This window comes from Methylobacterium gregans, assembly GCF_022179245.1.
In the GTDB taxonomy this organism is placed as follows: Bacteria; Pseudomonadota; Alphaproteobacteria; order Rhizobiales; family Beijerinckiaceae; genus Methylobacterium; species Methylobacterium gregans.
This window is the reverse complement of the sequence record NZ_BPQM01000014.1, coordinates 1-17,340: the sequence shown is the minus strand read 5'-3', so window position 1 is coordinate 17,340 and position 17,340 is coordinate 1. Positions and strand designations below refer to the sequence as shown.

Genomic DNA, 17,340 nt, shown 5'->3' with positions numbered 1-17,340 from the left:
GCAATCAGGTACCTACTCCTCAGTTGGGCGCCCCAGCCCGACGACTTCCGAAGGTTCCGGGAAGGCCGCCACCGGACCTGCGTAGAACAGCTTGAACTGGACATGGCGGGCCAGAGATGCGGGACGGTAGGGCGCGGCCCCATCGCACTGGACCACTGACGCGAGCCGGAAGCGTTCGTCAACGCTCGGGTGCACCGTGGCGTCGGGCCTGATCTCCCGGTCCTTAGCCTCCCAGGTCTTGCCCTGCGCCCAGCGCCGCACCCAGGCCGGAACCCACGAGACCGAGACGCGCGCCTCGATGGCGTCCCGCATGCCGGCCACCTCGCAGTGCTGCACCCCGGCGGCCGAGGGGTGCAGGCGCAACCGCGGGATCCGCATCACCTCGACCGGGTGGCGCGGATCGGCGACGGGCGGCATTCCATCCACCTTGAGGCCGTCGGGGACGCCGACGGCCTGTTCCAGCATCCAACGGAGCGCGATGTCGGACAGCCGGGATTCGGTCTCGTCATAGCTGCCGCCGATGTCCGAGTGATTGCCGGCGAACCAGAGCTGCCGGAACTGATCCGGCGCGCCGGGCGCCCGCGGCGGAGTGACCTCGGTCGCGCCCCACTTCACGCGGTCGAAATCCTTTCGCCGTTCGTCGATGGCGATGGCTGCGCGTGCGTAGCCGACCTGGGCGCTGAGGAGACGGTCGAAGTTCTCGCCCTTCCACTCAGCCACGTGGCTCTTCGACTTGCCTGGTACGGGCCAGTTCTCGATAGTCTTGGTTTTCGCTGCGACAACGCGCCGCCGCACCGCCCAGGTAGCCGCAACGGAAGCGGCGACGAGGATGCCCGCGGTGATCAGGTCCACCTTCCAGAAGGGGCCGTCGAACAGGTAGGAGATGCCCCCGGCCAAGGCGGAGGTCACGGTGATGGCGATGCCGATGGGAATGACGATCGCGGCCGCCAGGCCCGCCTTGATCAGGGTGCGCTTTGCGCCGGCGACACCGAGCGCGGCGACCGTGTCGAAGGTCCCAATGAAGTAGGGCTCGACGTTGGACTTGCCGCCGTCGGGATGGTCGGAGCCGTACCGCGCCCGGAACCGCCGCGAGAGCTCGTGCCGCTCCGCGTCGAAGTCTGCGCGCGGGTGGCCGGCACCGTGCTCCAGCACCGTTCCGACCGCTTCGCGCGCGATGTCCCGCGTCATCTTGCGGAAGCGCAGAAGCGGGCCGGCGGCGCCCCGCGTGGGCACCCCGCAGTACATCAGGAGGTTGGCCACGCACCGGACCGTGTAGGCCCCGCGGCTGAAGCCGATCAGGTAGATGCGGTCGCCCGGCTCGTAGTGGTCGATGAGGAAGCGGTAGCAGTCGGCGATGTTCGTGGTGATGCCGCGCCCCGAGAGGGAGGCGGCCATCTTCTGCACGAACCGCACCGGCGCCGTCAGGGCCGTGGCGCCGATGTCGGTGCCAAGCCCCGGGTCGTAGAAGGCGACCTGCTCCGCCGGGTCGATGCCGCTCTCGGGCCCGACCTTGCAGACCCGGTACATCTTGTAGACGTTGCTGACGCGCTGCTCGGGGCGGACGCCGCCGTCCTGCCCGGTGCCGTCGGAGAAGACCACGATATTCTTGGGCATCCGCCTGCCTCCGGAACGCCGGAGCCCGGGATGGGCGACGGCCGCATCGGCGTCCTGGGCAGCGATGCCGCCCGGGACGGGGTTTCAGATTTCGGGACACGCCCGGGCGGCCTCAGACGACCGGGCACGGGGCGTACGGCTCGACCTCGTCGGCCAGGAAGCTCCGCCGGATCTCGCGCCCGGCGCCCTCGACGAGGACCCGGGCCATGGCCGGCAGCTCCGCCTTCGCGCGCAGGTAATCGTCCAGCGCGATGGGGTTGGCGCTCTCCGGCGCGTCGATGCGCGTCAGCCGGTCACGACCGATGAGCAGGCCCGCCTGCCCAAGGGCGTTGTGCGACTGCGCCTTCATGGCCGCCTGGATGACGCCGCGCCACTGGATCATGCCGCCGGAGGTCTTGTTGGCGTCGACCTTGAACGCGGTCTCCCCACAGCCGAGGCTGAGCACCTGGATCTGGCCGCGGTCGATATCGAAGCAGGCGAGCGCGTCGACCACCGCGTTCATCGTCGGGTTGTTCGACCACAGGCCGCCATCGACCATCACGTAGCCGTTGTTCGACAGAGCCTCGAAGTAGGTCGGGGCGGCCGCGGTGCTCAGGGCAACCCGGACCATGCGCTCGGAGCGGTCCTTCCGGTACGCGGGGTGGTGGGGCGTCTTGAAGACGAACGGCTCGCCGTGAAACCCCTCGAAGGCGGGGATGCAGAGCCGGGTCCGGGCCTCGCCGAAGGTGGTCTCCCCGAAGATCCGCAGCAGCTCGTCTTCGAGGGGCTTGCGCTCGTAGACGTAGCGGTAGCGCTGGCGCACGAACCGGGTGAGGCGCTCGATCCGCGACGGCGGCGGGAAGATGTTGCCGCCGCGCTCGACGTAGACGTCGCGGATCTCGCGCGCCGTCAGGCCGTGGGCGAGCGCGAGGGCGATGATGCCGCCGGTCGAGGTCCCGGCGATCATGTCGAAGTGCCGGGCGACCGAGCGCCCTTCGAGGAAGCGGCCCTCAAGCTCGGCGAGCACCGCGGCCGGGAGGATGCCGCAGATGCCGCCTCCGTCGACGGAGAGGATCCGGAAGGGCCGGTCCTTGGGCCAAGGCAGGGGCTGCCTGCGGTCCTGCTGGGTGCCGTCGGAGCGGCGCGGGGGAACGTAGCTCATCGTCCGGCTTCCTTGGCGGCAGGGGGTTCGGCATGCCGACCGCCCCCGGACCACCGTCCGGTCGCGCGCCAGCCCTCGTAGCAACCGAGCCAGTCGAGGGCCCAGGGGATGGTCGTCTCGGCGAGCAGGCGGAACGGGGTCCACTCGCCGGTCTCGTGGTCGAACAGGCAGAGGACCGGGTCGCCGGCCCGATCGACGTAGACGTGGGGCAGCGGGCCCTCGCCATCCCCCGGGCGGCGTCGGAGGGCCGGTGAGATCACCCGGACCTCGGGTTGCTGCCGCAGAGGGGCGATGCGCTCGACGACGAGGGGGACCCGATACGAGACCCGCACCTCGTAGGCGAGCATGAAAGGCTTGAGCGTGCCGAGCCAGGTCGCCGTCCGTTCGGAGCGCTCGACGAGCTGGAACGACGGCCAGGAGGCCCGGATGGCCCGGTCCTGGTCGGCGATGGAGGGGAAGACGCTCACCACCGGCGCCCCCCGCGGAAGGTGTGGGCGCTCGCCCGGGCCGGCGCCGCGGCGGCCGCGCCGCCGACGCCGACCAGCGCCGGGCGGCTCGGGACGTAGAGGCCGCCCCTGGGCGTGTAGGCGTGGAGACCTGTTTGGACCGCCCGGCCGGTCCGGTCGTTGAAGCGGCGGACCGAGGTCGAGACGACGTGACTGCCGAAGCGCTCCCGCAGCCAGTCCTGGATGTCCTCCAGGCTCGAACCGTGCTGCTTGATCCATGCGAGGCCGTCGGCGAGGTCCGTGAGCTTGGCGGCGTACTCGTCCTGCTGGGCGAGGCTCTCCGGCCAGCGGTCGGTGAAGCAGTCCTCCGGGTGGACGGGGTTGACGACCTTGATGCGCTCACGCCGGGCGCTGGCCGCTCGCAAGGCGCTCGCCACCGTGCGGGCCAGGCGGATCACCATGTCGGTGAGCGGCAGGCCCGGCTGCGAGGCCTGCCCCGCGAAGCAGGAGAGCATCACGGAGGGCGGGATGCGCCCGGTGGCGCCGGCGTAGGCCACGTTGCGGTGGCGCTTGAGCAGCTGCAGGGCGACGGTCGCCACCGCCTTCACGATGATGGGCACCTGGTCGAGGATCTCATCGACCTCGGCGTCCGCCCGCACCTCCATGCCGTAGGCCTCGTGCAGCCGCTTGTTGAAGGCGGCCGCGAACCGGCGCTCCAGCGGCGTGCGCGCCCGGTACCATTCGGCGAAGCCGTAGGCGTTCATCGGCACGTGGAAGTGCTCCGACGCGGGCTTGTCCGGGTGGGCGTGGAAGATGTGGCTGACCCGTTCCGCGCCGTGTCCCAGGCGCACCGCCGGGGTCACGTCGACGTGCATCCGGTCGGCGTAGCGCACGGTCACGCACCGGGTCTGGCGCTCGACCTTCTGGCCGGTCGGGTACCCCTCCAGCGAGCGGTACAGCAGGTCGAGCACCTCGTCCGGATCGGCATGCGGATCGAGGTCCAGCGCCGCGACGATGTCGAGGTCGTACTCGTCGTCCGTGCCGCGCGTCGACGTCGTCGCGTCGATGGCCATGCTGCCCTGCGGGTAGAAGCGCAGGATGCACCCGTTCAACGGGGTGCCGGGGCGTTCCGCGAACTCGCGGATGGCCTCGTAGCGCCCCCCCGCCTTCGCGTGCAGGCCCGGCGGCAGCTGCACCGAGATGGCGATGTCGGCCATGACCGCATCGAGCGCGCTGGCGAAGGGGTCGATGTCGGGGGGCTGTCGGAAGTGGTTCATGAATTCGCTCCTTGGCTGGACGCTCGTCAAGGTTGAAAACCTCTGCGTCCGTGGCATCCTGCCGAGGTATGCCGGCCAAGCTCGCGTCTCAGAATTTGGCCGGCGCGGATTCTGAAAATCGCGGGCGGGGGGCATAGGGGATGTCGGTCGGACGTTTGGCCGGGCGGCCGGCTGCGGAGGCGAGCCGGGGGCGAACGGGTGGGCGATGACCTCAGCCCGGAGGAATTCGGGGCGGCCTACCGCGGCCTGTCGCGCGACGACCGCAAGAAACTGGTCGTCATCGCGAAGCGGTTGTGCGGTGGCACCACGCTCAACCCGGGCGACCTCCTGAACGAGGCGATCTGTCGGACCCTGCTCGGCACGAGGCAGTGCGGCCGGGAGCTGAACGTCGTCGCCTACCTCGTGGGCGTGATGCGCAGCCTCGTCTCGCACGAGCGGGAGAAGCAGAAGCGGTCGGTTGCGACCGACGACGCGGAGGAGGTCGACGCCCACATGCGCGCCCGGCTCGGCGAGAAGCCGAGGGCCGGTAGCGCGGAGGACGCCATCATCGACGCCCAGGAGAGGGCGAGGATCATCGGGGAGGTGTTCGAGATGTTCAGGGACCAGCCGGAGGAGCTCGCGGTGCTCGAAGCCCTCGGGGACGAGCTCGCCGGCAAGGCGCTGCGGGAGCGCACCGGGCTGGCACAGGGCGATCTCGACTACGTGAAGAAGCGCATCAGGAAGGCGCTCTCCCTCCGCTACCCGAAAGGATGGAGATCATGAACCGAGAGATGACCAAGGACGAGAGGTTCCTGGATGCCCTGGATGACCTTTACATCGAGGGGATCCTGGCGGCCTCTCCCGAGGAGCTCAAGGCGGAGCTGCTCGCCATCGGGGAGGACCCGGACACACTCGTCGCCATCGCGGACGCCGCTTTCGAGCGTGCCTACGCCGCCTGCGCCGCCGACGCGTGCCCTGCCTCAACCGCTGCCGCACCGGCCGCGTCGACGACCGAAGGCGGGATCGACCCCTTCGCCGTACGGGCCGAAGGAGGATTGCGCGGCGTGGCGCGCAGCTTCGGCTGCAACCTGAACTTCCTCGGGCGGCTCAAGGACCGGCTCATCCGCGTCGAGGATCTGAGCGCCGGGTTCCTGGCACGTCTGGCCGAGGCGCTCGGGACCGGCGCGGACGAGCTTGCCCGCTTCCTCGCGGGGCCCGCGCGGGTGCCCGTGGCCGCGCGGTTCAAGTCGGACGGCAAGCCGGAGGCCGTCGAGAAGCAATCGCTGGCCGAGGCCATCGAGAGTTCGGGGCTGAGCGACGAGCAGAAGCGGTACCTGGCATCGCTTTAGAAGGACATCGCCGCCGTGGACGCGTTCGAGGTTGTCAGGTCGAGGGCGGCAGAGGTCCACGCGGCGGCGGTCGAGGGGGGCGCCGATCCGCTTCGCCCCCTCGATCTCGTGGTCGCGGCCATCGATGCCCACGAGATCGATCTCAGCTGGCTACGTCCCGGCGATACCTACCTTCGCGGCGGGCGCGGCCTCTACGACCCGACCCTCCCGGCCATCGCCTGCGAGGATCGCGGGGACCCGACGGCCAAGGCGTTGCTCGCGGGGCACGAGCTGGGGCACGCCGTCCTGCACGATCCCGACGAGGTCATCGTCGACGGCGACATCGACCCGAGCCGCGCGGTGGAGGCCGCCGCCACGGGCGTGGAGAAGGTCGAGGGTTACGGCCGGCGGGAGCGCCGGGAGCTGCAGGCCGACCTGTTCGCCCGCGAGTTGGTCCTGCCGCGGGCCTTGGCGCGACGCCTCTTCCTGGAGGACGGGCACGGCGCCACCGACATCGTCCGCCTCACCGGGCTTCCTCACGCCCTCGTCGCCCAGCAGTTGGCCGATTGCCTGCTGCTGCCGGAACACCGGCCGCGCGCCGAGCCCGGTGCCGTGGCCGGACCTCCGCTCGACGACAGCCAGCGGGCCGCCGCCTTCCACGAGGGTACTCCGTTCCTCCTGCAGGCGGGACCCGGTACTGGGAAGACGCGCACGCTGGTCAGCCGCATCGAACGGCTCCTCGACCGGGGAGCGACGGCATCCGAGATCCTCGTCCTCACCTTCTCGAACAAGGCGGCGGGCGAACTCGTCGAGCGGTTGACCGCCCGCCTGCCCGAGGCGGCCGCCGCTGCCTGGATCGGCACGTTCCACGGCTTCGGCCTCGACGTCCTGCGGCAGTTCCACGACCGCGAAGGGCTGCCCGACGACCCGCGGCTCGTGGACAAGGCCGACGCCGTCGGCATGCTCGAAGATCTCGTTCCGCGGCTGCCGCTCCATCACTTCCGGAACCTGCACGACCCCACGCTCGAACTGAGCGACATCCTCGCCGCGGTGTCGCGGGCGAAGGACGAACTCACCCTTCCGGACGCGTACATGGCCCTCGCCGAGCGGATGGCGGAACGGGCCGGCGACGACGGGGAGGCCCGGCTGCGCGCCGAGAAGGCCATCGAGGTCGCGGCGGTCTACCGCGTCTACGACGCCGAGATGCGGCGGCTCGGCCGGCTCGACTTCGGCGACCTCGTCATGCGGCCGACGCTCCTGCTGGAGCGGGACCGCGACGCCCTGGACATCCTGCGCGCCAAGCACCGCCACATCCTCGTCGACGAGTACCAGGACGTGAACCGGGCGAGCGTCAGGCTGCTCAAGGCGCTGGCGGGCGAAGGCGAGCGGCTCTGGGTCGTCGGCGACTCCCGCCAATCCATCTACCGGTTCCGGGGCGCCGCCTCGGCCAACATGACGGGCTTCGAGGCCGATTTTCCCGGGCGCCGGATCGGGCGCTTGACGGTGAACTACCGCTCGTCGGCGGAGATAGTGGCGACGTTCTCGGCCTTCGCGACCGACATGGCGGCCTCGCGCGGCGTCCTTCCGCTCGACCTCACCGCCCACGCGGGTGCCTCGCACGCGCACCCCGAGACGCGCACGGTCGAACGCCCGGAGGACGAGGCCGCCGCGGTCGCCGCCCGCATCCTCGAACTTCGGCAGGTCCACGGCGTGGACTTCCGGGACCAGGCCGTCCTGTGCCGAGGCAACGCCCGCCTGGCCGCGGTCGCGGCGGCGCTCGAACGGCGCGAAGTGCCCGTGCTGTTTCTCGGCACCCTGTTCGAGCGGGACGAGATCCGCGACCTGCTCGCCGTCCTGGCGTTGCTGGTCGATCCCAAGGCCGGCACCCTGGCCCGGGTCGCGCGCATTCCGCGGTACGCGATGCCGCTCGGAGATGTCGGCCGCCTCCAGCGCGTCCTCGCGCGGTGCGAGGAGCCGATGGCATGGGCGACGGAATCGGCGGTCCCGCTCGGCGCCCCGGCGGCGACGGCGCTGGCGAACCTCCGCGCCGACCTTCAGGGCCTGGGCGCGGCCAGCCACCCCTGGGAGGCGCTCTGCCGCCAGCTGTTCGACCGCCGGTACCTGCTGCCCGATCCCCGCCCGCCGCTCCGGACCCGGGACCGGATGCGGATGGTGGCCCTCTGGCAGTTCCTCGCGTTCTGCCGCGAGCTGCCGCCGGGCCAGGGGCTCCCGATCCAACGCCTGCTGGACCGCACGAGGCGGTTGGTCCTCCTGTCCGAGGAGCGGGATCTCCGCCAGATGCCCGCGGCCGCGGCCGCGATGGACGGGGTCAGCCTAATGACCGTCCACGCCAGCAAGGGCCTGGAGTTCGAGGCCGTGCACATCCCCGGCATGGTCGGCCAGGGATTTCCGAGCGGCGGCCGGACCCCGCGCTGCCCGCCCCCGGACGGGCTCGTCGCCGGCGCCGAGGGTCTGTCGGGCTTGGACGCGGTCCGGCGCGGTCATGCCGAGGAGGAGGAATGCCTCTTCTTCGTCGCGGCGTCCCGGGCACGGCGTCATCTCACCCTCCTCGCGGCGCGCCGCAAGGCGAACGGAAGCGGGCGCCCGCTCTCGCCCTTCCTCGACAAGGTCGCCGAGGTCGTGCGGGACGTGCCCGATCCGCCGCTGCACCTGCGCGAGATGCCCGAGCCCGACCGTCACCGGATCGGCGTCGCGTGGGAGGGGCCGCCCTCCTTCACCGCCGAGCAGATCTCACTCTACGACCGGTGTCCCCGCCGCTTCTTTTTCACGCACGTGCTGGGCGCGGCCGGCGGTCGCCGCTCGACCCCCTTCGTCAGGATGCACGACGTGGTGCACGAGGTACTGCGCTGGCTCAGGGAGGACGCGCGGAATTGGGGCCTCCCGCTTGAGGCGGTGCGGGCGCGCTTCGACGCGGTCTGGTCCGAGAAGGGACCGACCGAAGGATATGCCGAGGAGCTCCGTCGGATGGGGTTCGGACTGGTGGAGGCGCTCATGCGAACCCGGGAAGGACATGTCCCCGGGCTGCGCGAGCCCGTCGCCATCGATCTCGGCGGCCTCAGCCTCGTCGTGTTGCCCGACGAGGTGCGCGGCGATGGGGCGGCCACGGTCTACCGAAGGGTGCGGACCGGCCGAAGGAGGAAGGAAGAGGAGGACGACCTCGTCTACGCCGCCTATCTCATAGCGGCCGGCCTGCGCCACGGCCCGGGTGCGCGGGTCGAGGCCATCCACCTGAGCGGGGACGGCGTGATGGACATCCCGTTGACCCCGAGGAAGCGAACGAACCGCGAGCGCAAGCTGCGACTGATCGCGGAGGGCATCCTCGCGGGCGACTTCCCCCCGGAACCCGACGAGAGGGCCTGCCCGCGGTGCCCGCACTACGTGACCTGCGGGCCCGTACCGGCGGGCATCCTCGCGGCTCACCGTCCGGATGGGGCGTAGCCGACGGCTGGACCAGGTCGTGACTACGCTGCGGACGATACCGCAGCCGACTGCGTCGGGCCCGGCTCAGGTGCCTGACATGAAAATCGTGAGCCGTGGAGGTTATTTGACCGGTAAAGTGCCGACCGCACGCCACGACGTACCCGATCAGCCGTCACCTAAGCTGCGACTCGGCGGCACCATTCGCCCGACCTTGAGGTGCCGGGCTCCGGTCCGGCTGCCGGCTCCGGGCCCGCGGGTCAGCCGCGCTTCACCTAGTGCGCCGCCGGCACCCGGGCATGAGCCGTCGCCAGCCAGCTGCGCAGCGCGTCCTGGTCGATCCACCCCGCCTCCATGGCCGCGGCGGCCAGCATGACGAAGACCACGACCCAAACCACCGCCGTCGTTCGACCTTCGGCGCGCCGGTAGGCAGCCATAGCCCCGGCGAGCGGGCCGTCGGCCAGTGCGTCGTAATCGGCGTCGTCGAGAAAGCCGTAGAGCTTCGTGCGCCACGCCGACCTGGACGCCTCGACGACGCCAAGGAACCGGCGGTTCGTCGAGACCGACACGGCGTAGGAGATGCCGACATACGCCGCCACGCCGGCGTACAGCCCGGCGAAGCCGGCCCCACCGGCACCTCCGCCTTTCGCGGCGTCGATGGCGAGCCGGACCACGAGCGCGCCGATCGCCACGGCCACGTCCCTCCACACGGCCGCGGACAGGTCGCGGGACTGCTGGAGGAGCTTCTGTACCTCGTCCGACAGCGTCTTGCGCAGATCGGACAAGGCCTTCAACGTGTCCTTGCTGCCGGCGCGTAGGTGCGCCTTGTACAGAAGCCGGGCCGAGTCCAGGGCCGGCCCGACCCGCTTCGGCAGCCCCGCCCGGAAGCTCTGCCCCGCGGTCCACTCCCGCGACAGCTCGGCAGACAGGAAGGTATGCCGCACCTCGACGTCGGTACCCTCCAGGTAAACCCAGGCCGCGGCGGCCTGCTGCGCATCGAACCCATCCGCGCCGAGACCGCCGTCCCCCAGCATGAGCTTGCGCGGCGGCTGGCCGGCGAGCATCGCCATGGGCGTGGCGCCGTCGCGGTAGAGCTCGTTCGGCAGCGACAGGGCGATCATCGTTCCGGCTGCCTCCCGCCACGCCGGGGCGGCGGGACCATCGACCCTTGCGGCTCCGGCCACGTAGGGCTCGATCCGGGGAGGCGCCATCTGTTCGGGGGATTGACTGCGGACGACCCGCCTAGGTCCGGCCTCCGGGCGGGGTTCCGGCACCGGGGCGACCGCCGGGGCGTCGACCCAAGGCTCGACGACGTGCCCGCGCGTGCGGAAGCCGTCGGCGGCCCTGATGAACGCTAGGCGCACTGCCGAAACGCGGCAGGCGCGGTCGGCATCGAGCAACAGGGATCGCCAACCCTCGGGCGTGAAAAGGTGCTCTGCTCCGTCGCGGCGCGCATAGGTCAGCGTCACGCGCACCCTGTCGCCGTCGGGTGCATCCCGCGGCGCCACGTGGTCGTCCGAGCCGTCGAGGCAGTCGAGCGTCAGCCACGGCGCGCCGGCATCGGCGACGGCCTGCCAAGCCGTCAGTGCCTCCCGCGACAGCACCCCGGCAACCGTCATCCGGCCGGCGTCCTCGTTGACGACGAAGCCCGGTGCAGACCGGCTCGCCTCAACGGCCGCGTGAACGGTTCTCGGTGTCGACATCGTCCCTCAGGACCCCCGCCGTCAGGATCTCAATCCTCTCCCGCCCGTCGGGCATCGTCGTCCGGGTCGGCCTATGCGCCTCGTCGTACAGCACCACCACGCCCTCCTGGGTCTCCATCACGCGCTTACGAGGCTTCTGCACGCGCTCCGGATCGATCTCGAACGATTCCTCCGCGACGCCGCGGTCCCGCAGTTGGCGCTCCAGGGTCCCTCGGATCGACGCACCTTCCGGCAGAACGCCGAAGAGCGCCGTCAGCAGCGGCTCGCGATCTTCCGGGTCGTAGCGCTGGCCGCCCTGCCGCAGGACGTCGTAGAGCCGGTTGACGCCGCCGGCCTGCACGTCCGCGGGCAGATCGGGCTTATGCGTCTTGTAGGCGACCTTGACGGCCTCGACGAGCTTGCCGGACAGGTCGCCCGGCTCGTTCACGCGGCGCGCGTTCAGGAAGCCCTCGAAGTATTCCGAGATGTGCGTCCGCTTGCTGCGGTCGCGGACCATCACATGGCCGCCCGACCCCGGCGCCAGGCGAACCAGGGCGATCTTCTGCATGGCTTCCGGTTTCTTCACGAACGCCTCCTGGAGCCGTTCGAGGCGAGGCTGTGCGGCACCGAGCGAGTAGCGGACCACCTCGTCGTGGTCGTACTTGACCAGCGCGTAGACCGGGTCGTCCGTGCCGACCCCGAGCTCGAACACGAGGAACGCCCCATTGCTCGTCCCGGAGCGGTGCCGGGTATGGAAGTCCCGGGCCAATGCCTGCGTCCCGGCCGTGAAGTCGCCGCCTCCCGCGATGCCGCGGAGCGCCGCCTCGACGCCGGAACCGACGCGAAACGCGAACAGGTTGCCGGTCAGGGCCGAGCGCACCCGCGCGAGGAAAAAGGCTGGCTCCTGGAGCGGGGTGATCTCCGGCAGGAGGGTCGGCTCGTCGAGGTCCTTGCCGACCACATGGAAGATCATCCGCCGGATCGACAATGCGTCCTTCTCCGCATCGGTCAGAAAAGCCATCTCGCTCCCTGTGGTCGCATCGTTCCTCTCACGACCGGTATAGCGAGGGCAGCCGGATCCCGCCCGCGGTCATTCAACCTCAGGATGGTTTTCAACCGGGACAATCGGCTCGACGTCCATATTGTTCTGTTTATGTTCTCATGATTGCCGGCGCGATGCAACCTCGCGGCACGATGACAGGCGCCGCTGCGAGAGCACTCGGGGCGGCGCCGCGATCACCCGCGTCACGGTTCGTTCGCTAGGGTGGGAGCCGAAGGCTAAGCTCTGGCAGCCACTTGGCAGGAAAAGCAGCAACCGTACGCCACCATCGACCCTATCGACCGCCACCTTCACCACGACCGGGCGCCACCATTGGCCCGACACGGTTTCGCCTTGCCCGGCGGCCGGTTCGCCGGGGAAGCCGTCATGTCGCGGGGAGTCAGAGCCGTCGCACTCACCGGGCACAACCGCCATCCCCGGACGATGCCATGAATTTGCTGCCCGGGTTATGGACCGGCCGGGGATGGCCGACAGAGAAGAGGTGGTTGTGACGCTGTCGACAGGCCTACGTCAGCTGACCCAGCTTGCCGAGCGGATGCGAGGGAAGGAGAGCCCGACGTCCCGTCGGCGCGGAGGCAAGGTCGGTGGCGTGCCGGAGGATAGGGGCGTGTGGCTGTCGGGCGCAGTTGCTGGATGCTGAAGCGGTTTTCTATCGTCCTTCAATAACTTGCACCCATATGGTTCGATCTGCCGCCTGCTGAGATCCGATTTGGCGCCAACAGAGGTTCTATCTTCGGGTTCGGCGGCTTGCTCATCGATGCGCGCCTTGATGCGGCCGGCTGAGCATCCTCATGGACCGATCTTCGAGCCGTGTGGGCCCAGCCAACCGGCAGTCGGGTGTTTGATGGCGCAGAGGCGTAAAAGTCGGCTCTTTGTTGGCGCGAAGTCGGGCTTGGAGTGCCTGGCGCTGACGCTAAAGGGTTGATATCGTTGAGGGGGTAGTCGCGCCTTATCTGACGCCCTAGAACCTAAGCCTCTGTGAGACAAAGGGTTTCACAGGCTTCGCCTCAGCAAATCACTCTCGTTTGGTCCGTCTGTCACGCTGGTGTCACAGCAGCGCAGGCCGCGACCTATGGCGACGATACGAAAGCGGGGCTCCTCCTGGCAGGCTCAGGTCAGGCGTGACGGCTTCCCGGCAATCTCCAAATCATTCAGCACCAAGGCTGATGCGCTGTCCTGGGCGAGGGACAAGGAGCGGGCGATTGAACGGGCTGAACTCCCGGTCAGCCATCGGCAGGCATCAAGCCTCACCGTGGGCGATCTCCTGAAGCGATACGAGGAGACGGTCACACCGGCCAAGCGAGGGGCACGCTTCGAGAAGTCCCGGATCAAGACCCTTCTGGCTCACTCCCTAACCAAGGCCCCACTGGCGAAGCTCTCCCCTACCCTGGTGGCGAGGTACCGGGATGATCGGCTATCTGCCGTTAGTGGCGACTCAGTAAGGCGGGAGTTGACCATCCTGCGGCACTGCCTGACCCTGGCGATGCGGGAGTGGGATGCTCCTCTCAGCGCTAATCCGGTCCTGAGCATCACCCTGCCTGAACCATCCAAGGCCCGCGACAGACGGCTTGAGCAGGACGACGGTCAGAAGCTGAGTGCCGCCATCGGTTCGGCCCATGCGTGGTACCTGCGGCCCTTGGTCGAGCTTGCCGTCGAGACCGGGATGCGGCGCGGTGAACTCCTCAGCCTGCAATGGTCCAACGTCAGCCTTGAGCGGCGCACGGCTCACCTCCCAATCACCAAGAACGGTTACGCTAGGACGGTGGCGCTTACCCCTAGGGCTCTTGCTGTCCTGAAGGGTCTCCCGAGGACCAACCCAAGGGTCTTCCCGGTCAGCGGCAATGCCGTTCGATTGGCCTGGGAACGGCTCAGGATCAGAGCAGGATTGCCAGAGCTACGCTTCCACGACCTACGGCATGAGGCGGTGAGCCGGTTCTTCGAGGCCGGCCTGAGTGTGCCTGAGGTGGCGCTGATGAGTGGGCACCGGGATACGCGGATGCTCATGCGGTACAACCATCTCAGGCCAGAAGCTGTCGCAGAGAAGCTGGCAAGAGCGTCCACATAGCCGCCAACCAATGAGCAGCCTCAGGCTTGATGTCGCACCAGCCTTGCTGAATATGCTGGTCGCCTAACAACCCTGACCCCATCCCACAACACATTATTGGCTTGAACTATGCGCAAATACCTCGTCGCCATTTACCTAGTCTGAGCTGGACCAGCAGCAGCAGACTGTTCACATGCGATCAGCTCATACAATTCGGCCATCAGCAACGTAGCGAGCGAACTGAAGCGACATGCCGGATGTGCAGGCAACAGCCAAGGAAATGACGAGTGTGCGTTCAATTTCAAACGAATCCGAAGCGCACATTCAACCTTTGAAAGCGCCGCGTCTGATTATAGGTTTCAGTGCAAGCAGTAACTCTGCCACTCAACGGACTCGATCGGTGGCACACATGCCTGAATCTTAGGCGGGACCTCCTGCGGATCATGGATGACATCCTTGGTCAGACACCCATTCAACAGGCTCTCCCGCCCATCCCTCTCACACCGGAAGAGACAACCCCCGGAACTCTTGGCCCTGACATCGGTCCTTCTGGAGTAAGACACCTTGCCTAACCCCAGTTCGCAAGACGCCTTGCTAAGTGTCTGACATCACTACGACCAAGGGTTTTTACCCCGTAAGCAGGAAGCGAGACCCGAAGAGGGGACACATTATGTATAACAATAGCAAGACAGAAAGTGATGCCATTGAGATAACTAATAATACTAATATATATTATAATAATGAGGAGTTAGACATAGAAAGTGATGCCATTGTTAAAAAACAGTACTACCTTGAAGAACTGATGTTAACTGAGGCTGAGACACGTTAGCTTAACATCACTAACCGTCTTATCGAGCATAATGATTGGTCATCTGGTAAAGCCGGGAAACTATACGTCGATAAGTCCAGCAAGAGCATGGTGGAACGTCAAAGACTCCTACCCAACCCAAGAAGAACGTTCTGTCTGTACCATGATAGCTTCACAACTTCCGAACCAGCAGGAGATTCGACCTTACACCGAACAGCTAGGCCCTGTGAACGAAGACACCTCAGCAACTCTTCCGATCTGATAGCTACGTCCCGCTCATCGTCAGACTGAATGATCTGCTCAAAGGCAGAACCTATAAAGCGAATGCGATAGCGAAACATATCTGCGAGCTACGCCGTCCTCAGTCGCTCAATATGATATCTAGCTCGTAGATCCAATTTTGCACTATCTCACGGGCAACTGCCGTATCAGCAATGACCTCAACCTTGAGAGCAGGCCGGCTATTGTCTGTTCCATTCAGAATATCGAGTTGTGTTTGCAGCTCTTCACGGTGACGCTTGAGCCACAGCACAGCCATACCAACTCGGTCGAACTCGCTCATGGTAAGCCCAAGGCGTGCAACAAGCAGGCGGTCCATACCATCATGTCACCCCGCGCTGTGGCAAGCCCAATGCTAGAACCCACGGATCACCGCCAGCACCACCAGGGTCAGCACTAGCGAGACCAGGATCGAGCCAAGGCAGCCCAAGCGGTTCGAGAAAAAGAAGAACATGCCGAAGCAATCACCCAAGACCGATCAGGTTCGCCAGGGGTGCAGCCCATTTTGCCGCAAAAATCTGAGAACCCTGCCCTATATGGGCCGTTCTGCACTTCCCCCGGGTGGGTACCCCTGGTGTCGCGTTCAAGCAGGGCTGGGACCCCGGGGTCAGGTATCGAGGGCTTAGGGCCTAGAGGATCAGCCTAGCTAAGTTGGAACGAGAGAAGCCACGATCGACAGCGCAACGCCGATGGCAAGGCCGGTCGCCAGTACGATGGCCAGGGTGGTCCAGGTGCTGTGTGGTCCTTCTGGCAGAACAGAGCGTAGGTCTCGGTGGTCATGGTCGCCCCTTCCATAAGCAGGGCAGAGCAAGGCTGAGGCCAAGCTAGCGCGGCTGTCTGTAGCGAGGGTGATAGGTGGGCTGTACGGGGGCTATTGGCTGAGGCACGGCGGAAGGACCGTCATGAGCAGCGACAATGCGGCGAGCCTCCTCAACGGTTAGGCCACAAGTGGTCATGCCCTGAAGAGTGCCCAAAGCTCGGTTGTATTCAGGAAGGTCTGGGCACCCCGGGAAGCCAAAGGCTGAGGCTGTGGTGGGCGCAATGACTGCCGCCAAGACACAAGCCGTCCGTAAGGTAGAACCGATAGCGTCACCCATGGCAGCACCCCATCCGCGCTGAACCTGCTTGATCAACTACGACGAAGCCGAGCCGTTCAGGTAGACAGGTGCTCGATTGAGGATACGGAGATTGGCGCTTGGCGGGTCCTGTGTCTTTGGCTCCGTGCCAGGGCCCGCCAGTCTTTTGGATCGTTGGCTACGGCTTGTTGGCTGGAGCCGGGTTTGTCGTGGTCGCCGGAGCGCCAGGGTTTGCCGGTGCGGTGCTAGCGGGAGGCGGCGGGGGGGCTTCAGCCTTCTTCTCGTCTTTGCAGGCCGTGAGTGCGAGCAAGCCGACAAGCGGGAGCAGATAGCGAACACGCATGAGCGTTCCTCCTGTTTGGCCCCTATGGGCGGCAAGGAACGTCATTCAGCCGCTTTTCGATCCTTCGCTGAGCGACGCCTCGTAAGCTTGCATTCACGACCTTCTGCGCGGGTCTCCCGCCCGATGACGGTCCCGAGACGCAGGCGTGTTTCGAGAAGAACATGTCGAAGCTCTCGCCGGGGTGCCAGGGCGCCATCCAGAGCTACAAGCAGGGCAGGAAGGGCTAACCGCTCAACCTCGGCCGCCGGATATTCCGATCCAACCGTCGTTGGATCGGTTTCGGCGCGCCGTTCGTTTCTAGGCCTTCGACCGGGCTTTGCCGTTGACTGAGCCTGTCGATAGGGGTGACCCGTGATGTCTCGACCCTAGTGGCAACTGGACGTGTCAGCTGGGGCCGGCGATTTGATGTACGTGAAGGCAAGGAGGAGGTGATCCGGTTAATTGGTATGGTCCCAGACGACCATAGCCGATGGACGGGGGTCCAGGATCGCGATGCCGAGGCTTTTCGGGCTGGCCTGCTCGCGGCTGTACCTACGCCTCGGCGCTTCGCCCGCTCCCTAGGATGCGACTATGCCGCCGACGACGACGTGGTGCAGGATGTGGTGCTCTGGGCATGGCGCAGCCGATCGTCGTTTCGGCCCAGCACGAACCTTGAGGCGTGGCTCTTCACGATCACCCGTAACCAGTTCTACAGCCTGACCCGCAAGCAGAGCCGAGAGGTTGAGGACGTGGACGGTGAGTTCACGAACCGGCTCGCAACCCTACCCGAGCAGATGGGTCATGTTGACCTCCATGACGTGCTGGCGGCCTTAGAGCCTCTAACAA

At 67.2% G+C, this 17,340-nt stretch carries 12 protein-coding genes; 5 read left to right on the top strand and 7 right to left on the bottom strand.

Annotated elements, in window-relative coordinates:
* Positions 1-12: 12 nt before the first annotated feature.
* The 4 genes from MFF54_RS03425 to MFF54_RS03410 all read right to left on the bottom strand — a co-directional run bounded on the left by MFF54_RS03425 (position 13) and on the right by MFF54_RS03410 (position 4,478).
* Entirely contained in the window at positions 13-1,614 is a 1,602-nt protein-coding gene (locus MFF54_RS03425; RefSeq protein ID WP_238301239.1) for a T6SS phospholipase effector Tle1-like catalytic domain-containing protein, read from the bottom strand.
* Positions 1,615-1,726: 112 nt separating this feature from the next.
* Complete coding sequence (locus tag MFF54_RS03420; RefSeq protein WP_238301238.1) at positions 1,727-2,755, bottom strand: CBASS cGAMP-activated phospholipase; 1,029 nt, start codon at positions 2,753-2,755, stop codon at positions 1,727-1,729.
* The gene (locus tag MFF54_RS03415; RefSeq protein ID WP_238301237.1) at positions 2,752-3,222 is read right to left on the bottom strand and encodes a type II CBASS E2 protein; all 471 of its coding nucleotides are present in this window, start codon (positions 3,220-3,222) and stop codon (positions 2,752-2,754) included. The genes MFF54_RS03420 and MFF54_RS03415 overlap by 4 nt, the downstream gene beginning before the upstream one ends.
* Positions 3,219-4,478 (bottom strand): nucleotidyltransferase domain-containing protein, encoded by a 1,260-nt coding sequence (locus MFF54_RS03410; RefSeq protein WP_238301236.1) that lies wholly within the window; start codon positions 4,476-4,478, stop codon positions 3,219-3,221. The genes MFF54_RS03415 and MFF54_RS03410 overlap by 4 nt, the downstream gene beginning before the upstream one ends.
* 198 nt (positions 4,479-4,676) lie before the next feature.
* Here MFF54_RS03410 and MFF54_RS03405 point away from each other — a divergent pair, with 198 nt between their 5' ends.
* The 3 genes from MFF54_RS03405 to MFF54_RS03395 are packed head-to-tail and all read left to right on the top strand — an operon-like array spanning position 4,677 to position 9,244.
* Positions 4,677-5,240, top strand: coding sequence for a hypothetical protein (locus MFF54_RS03405; RefSeq protein WP_238301235.1), 564 nt, complete (start codon positions 4,677-4,679; stop codon positions 5,238-5,240).
* Between the two features lie 8 nt (positions 5,241-5,248).
* Positions 5,249-5,806: a hypothetical protein gene (locus tag MFF54_RS03400; RefSeq protein WP_238301234.1), complete on the top strand. Its 558-nt coding sequence runs from the start codon at positions 5,249-5,251 to the stop codon at positions 5,804-5,806.
* 15 nt (positions 5,807-5,821) lie between these two features.
* Entirely contained in the window at positions 5,822-9,244 is a 3,423-nt protein-coding gene (locus tag MFF54_RS03395) for an ATP-dependent helicase (RefSeq protein WP_238301233.1), read from the top strand.
* A gap of 254 nt (positions 9,245-9,498) precedes the next feature.
* Here MFF54_RS03395 and MFF54_RS03390 read toward each other — a convergent pair whose 3' ends face one another.
* Positions 9,499-10,926, bottom strand: coding sequence for a hypothetical protein (locus MFF54_RS03390; protein ID WP_238301232.1), 1,428 nt, complete (start codon positions 10,924-10,926; stop codon positions 9,499-9,501).
* Entirely contained in the window at positions 10,892-11,926 is a 1,035-nt protein-coding gene (locus MFF54_RS03385) for a nucleoid-associated protein (RefSeq protein ID WP_238301231.1), read from the bottom strand. The genes MFF54_RS03390 and MFF54_RS03385 overlap by 35 nt, the downstream gene beginning before the upstream one ends.
* Positions 11,927-13,037: 1,111 nt before the next feature.
* On the opposite strand from MFF54_RS03385, the gene MFF54_RS03380 reads away from it, so the two are divergent.
* On the top strand, positions 13,038-14,030 hold the full coding sequence (locus tag MFF54_RS03380) for a site-specific integrase (protein WP_238301230.1): 993 nt from the start codon (positions 13,038-13,040) through the stop codon (positions 14,028-14,030).
* 1,148 nt (positions 14,031-15,178) lie between these two features.
* On the opposite strand, the gene MFF54_RS03375 is transcribed toward MFF54_RS03380, so the two are convergent.
* Entirely contained in the window at positions 15,179-15,415 is a 237-nt protein-coding gene (locus tag MFF54_RS03375) for a hypothetical protein (RefSeq protein ID WP_238301229.1), read from the bottom strand.
* Positions 15,416-16,859: 1,444 nt separating this feature from the next.
* Between MFF54_RS03375 and MFF54_RS03370 the strand changes: the two genes are divergently transcribed.
* Positions 16,860-17,340, top strand: a 481-nt coding sequence (locus tag MFF54_RS03370; protein ID WP_283206247.1) for a sigma factor, incomplete at its 3' end; no start/stop codon positions are given.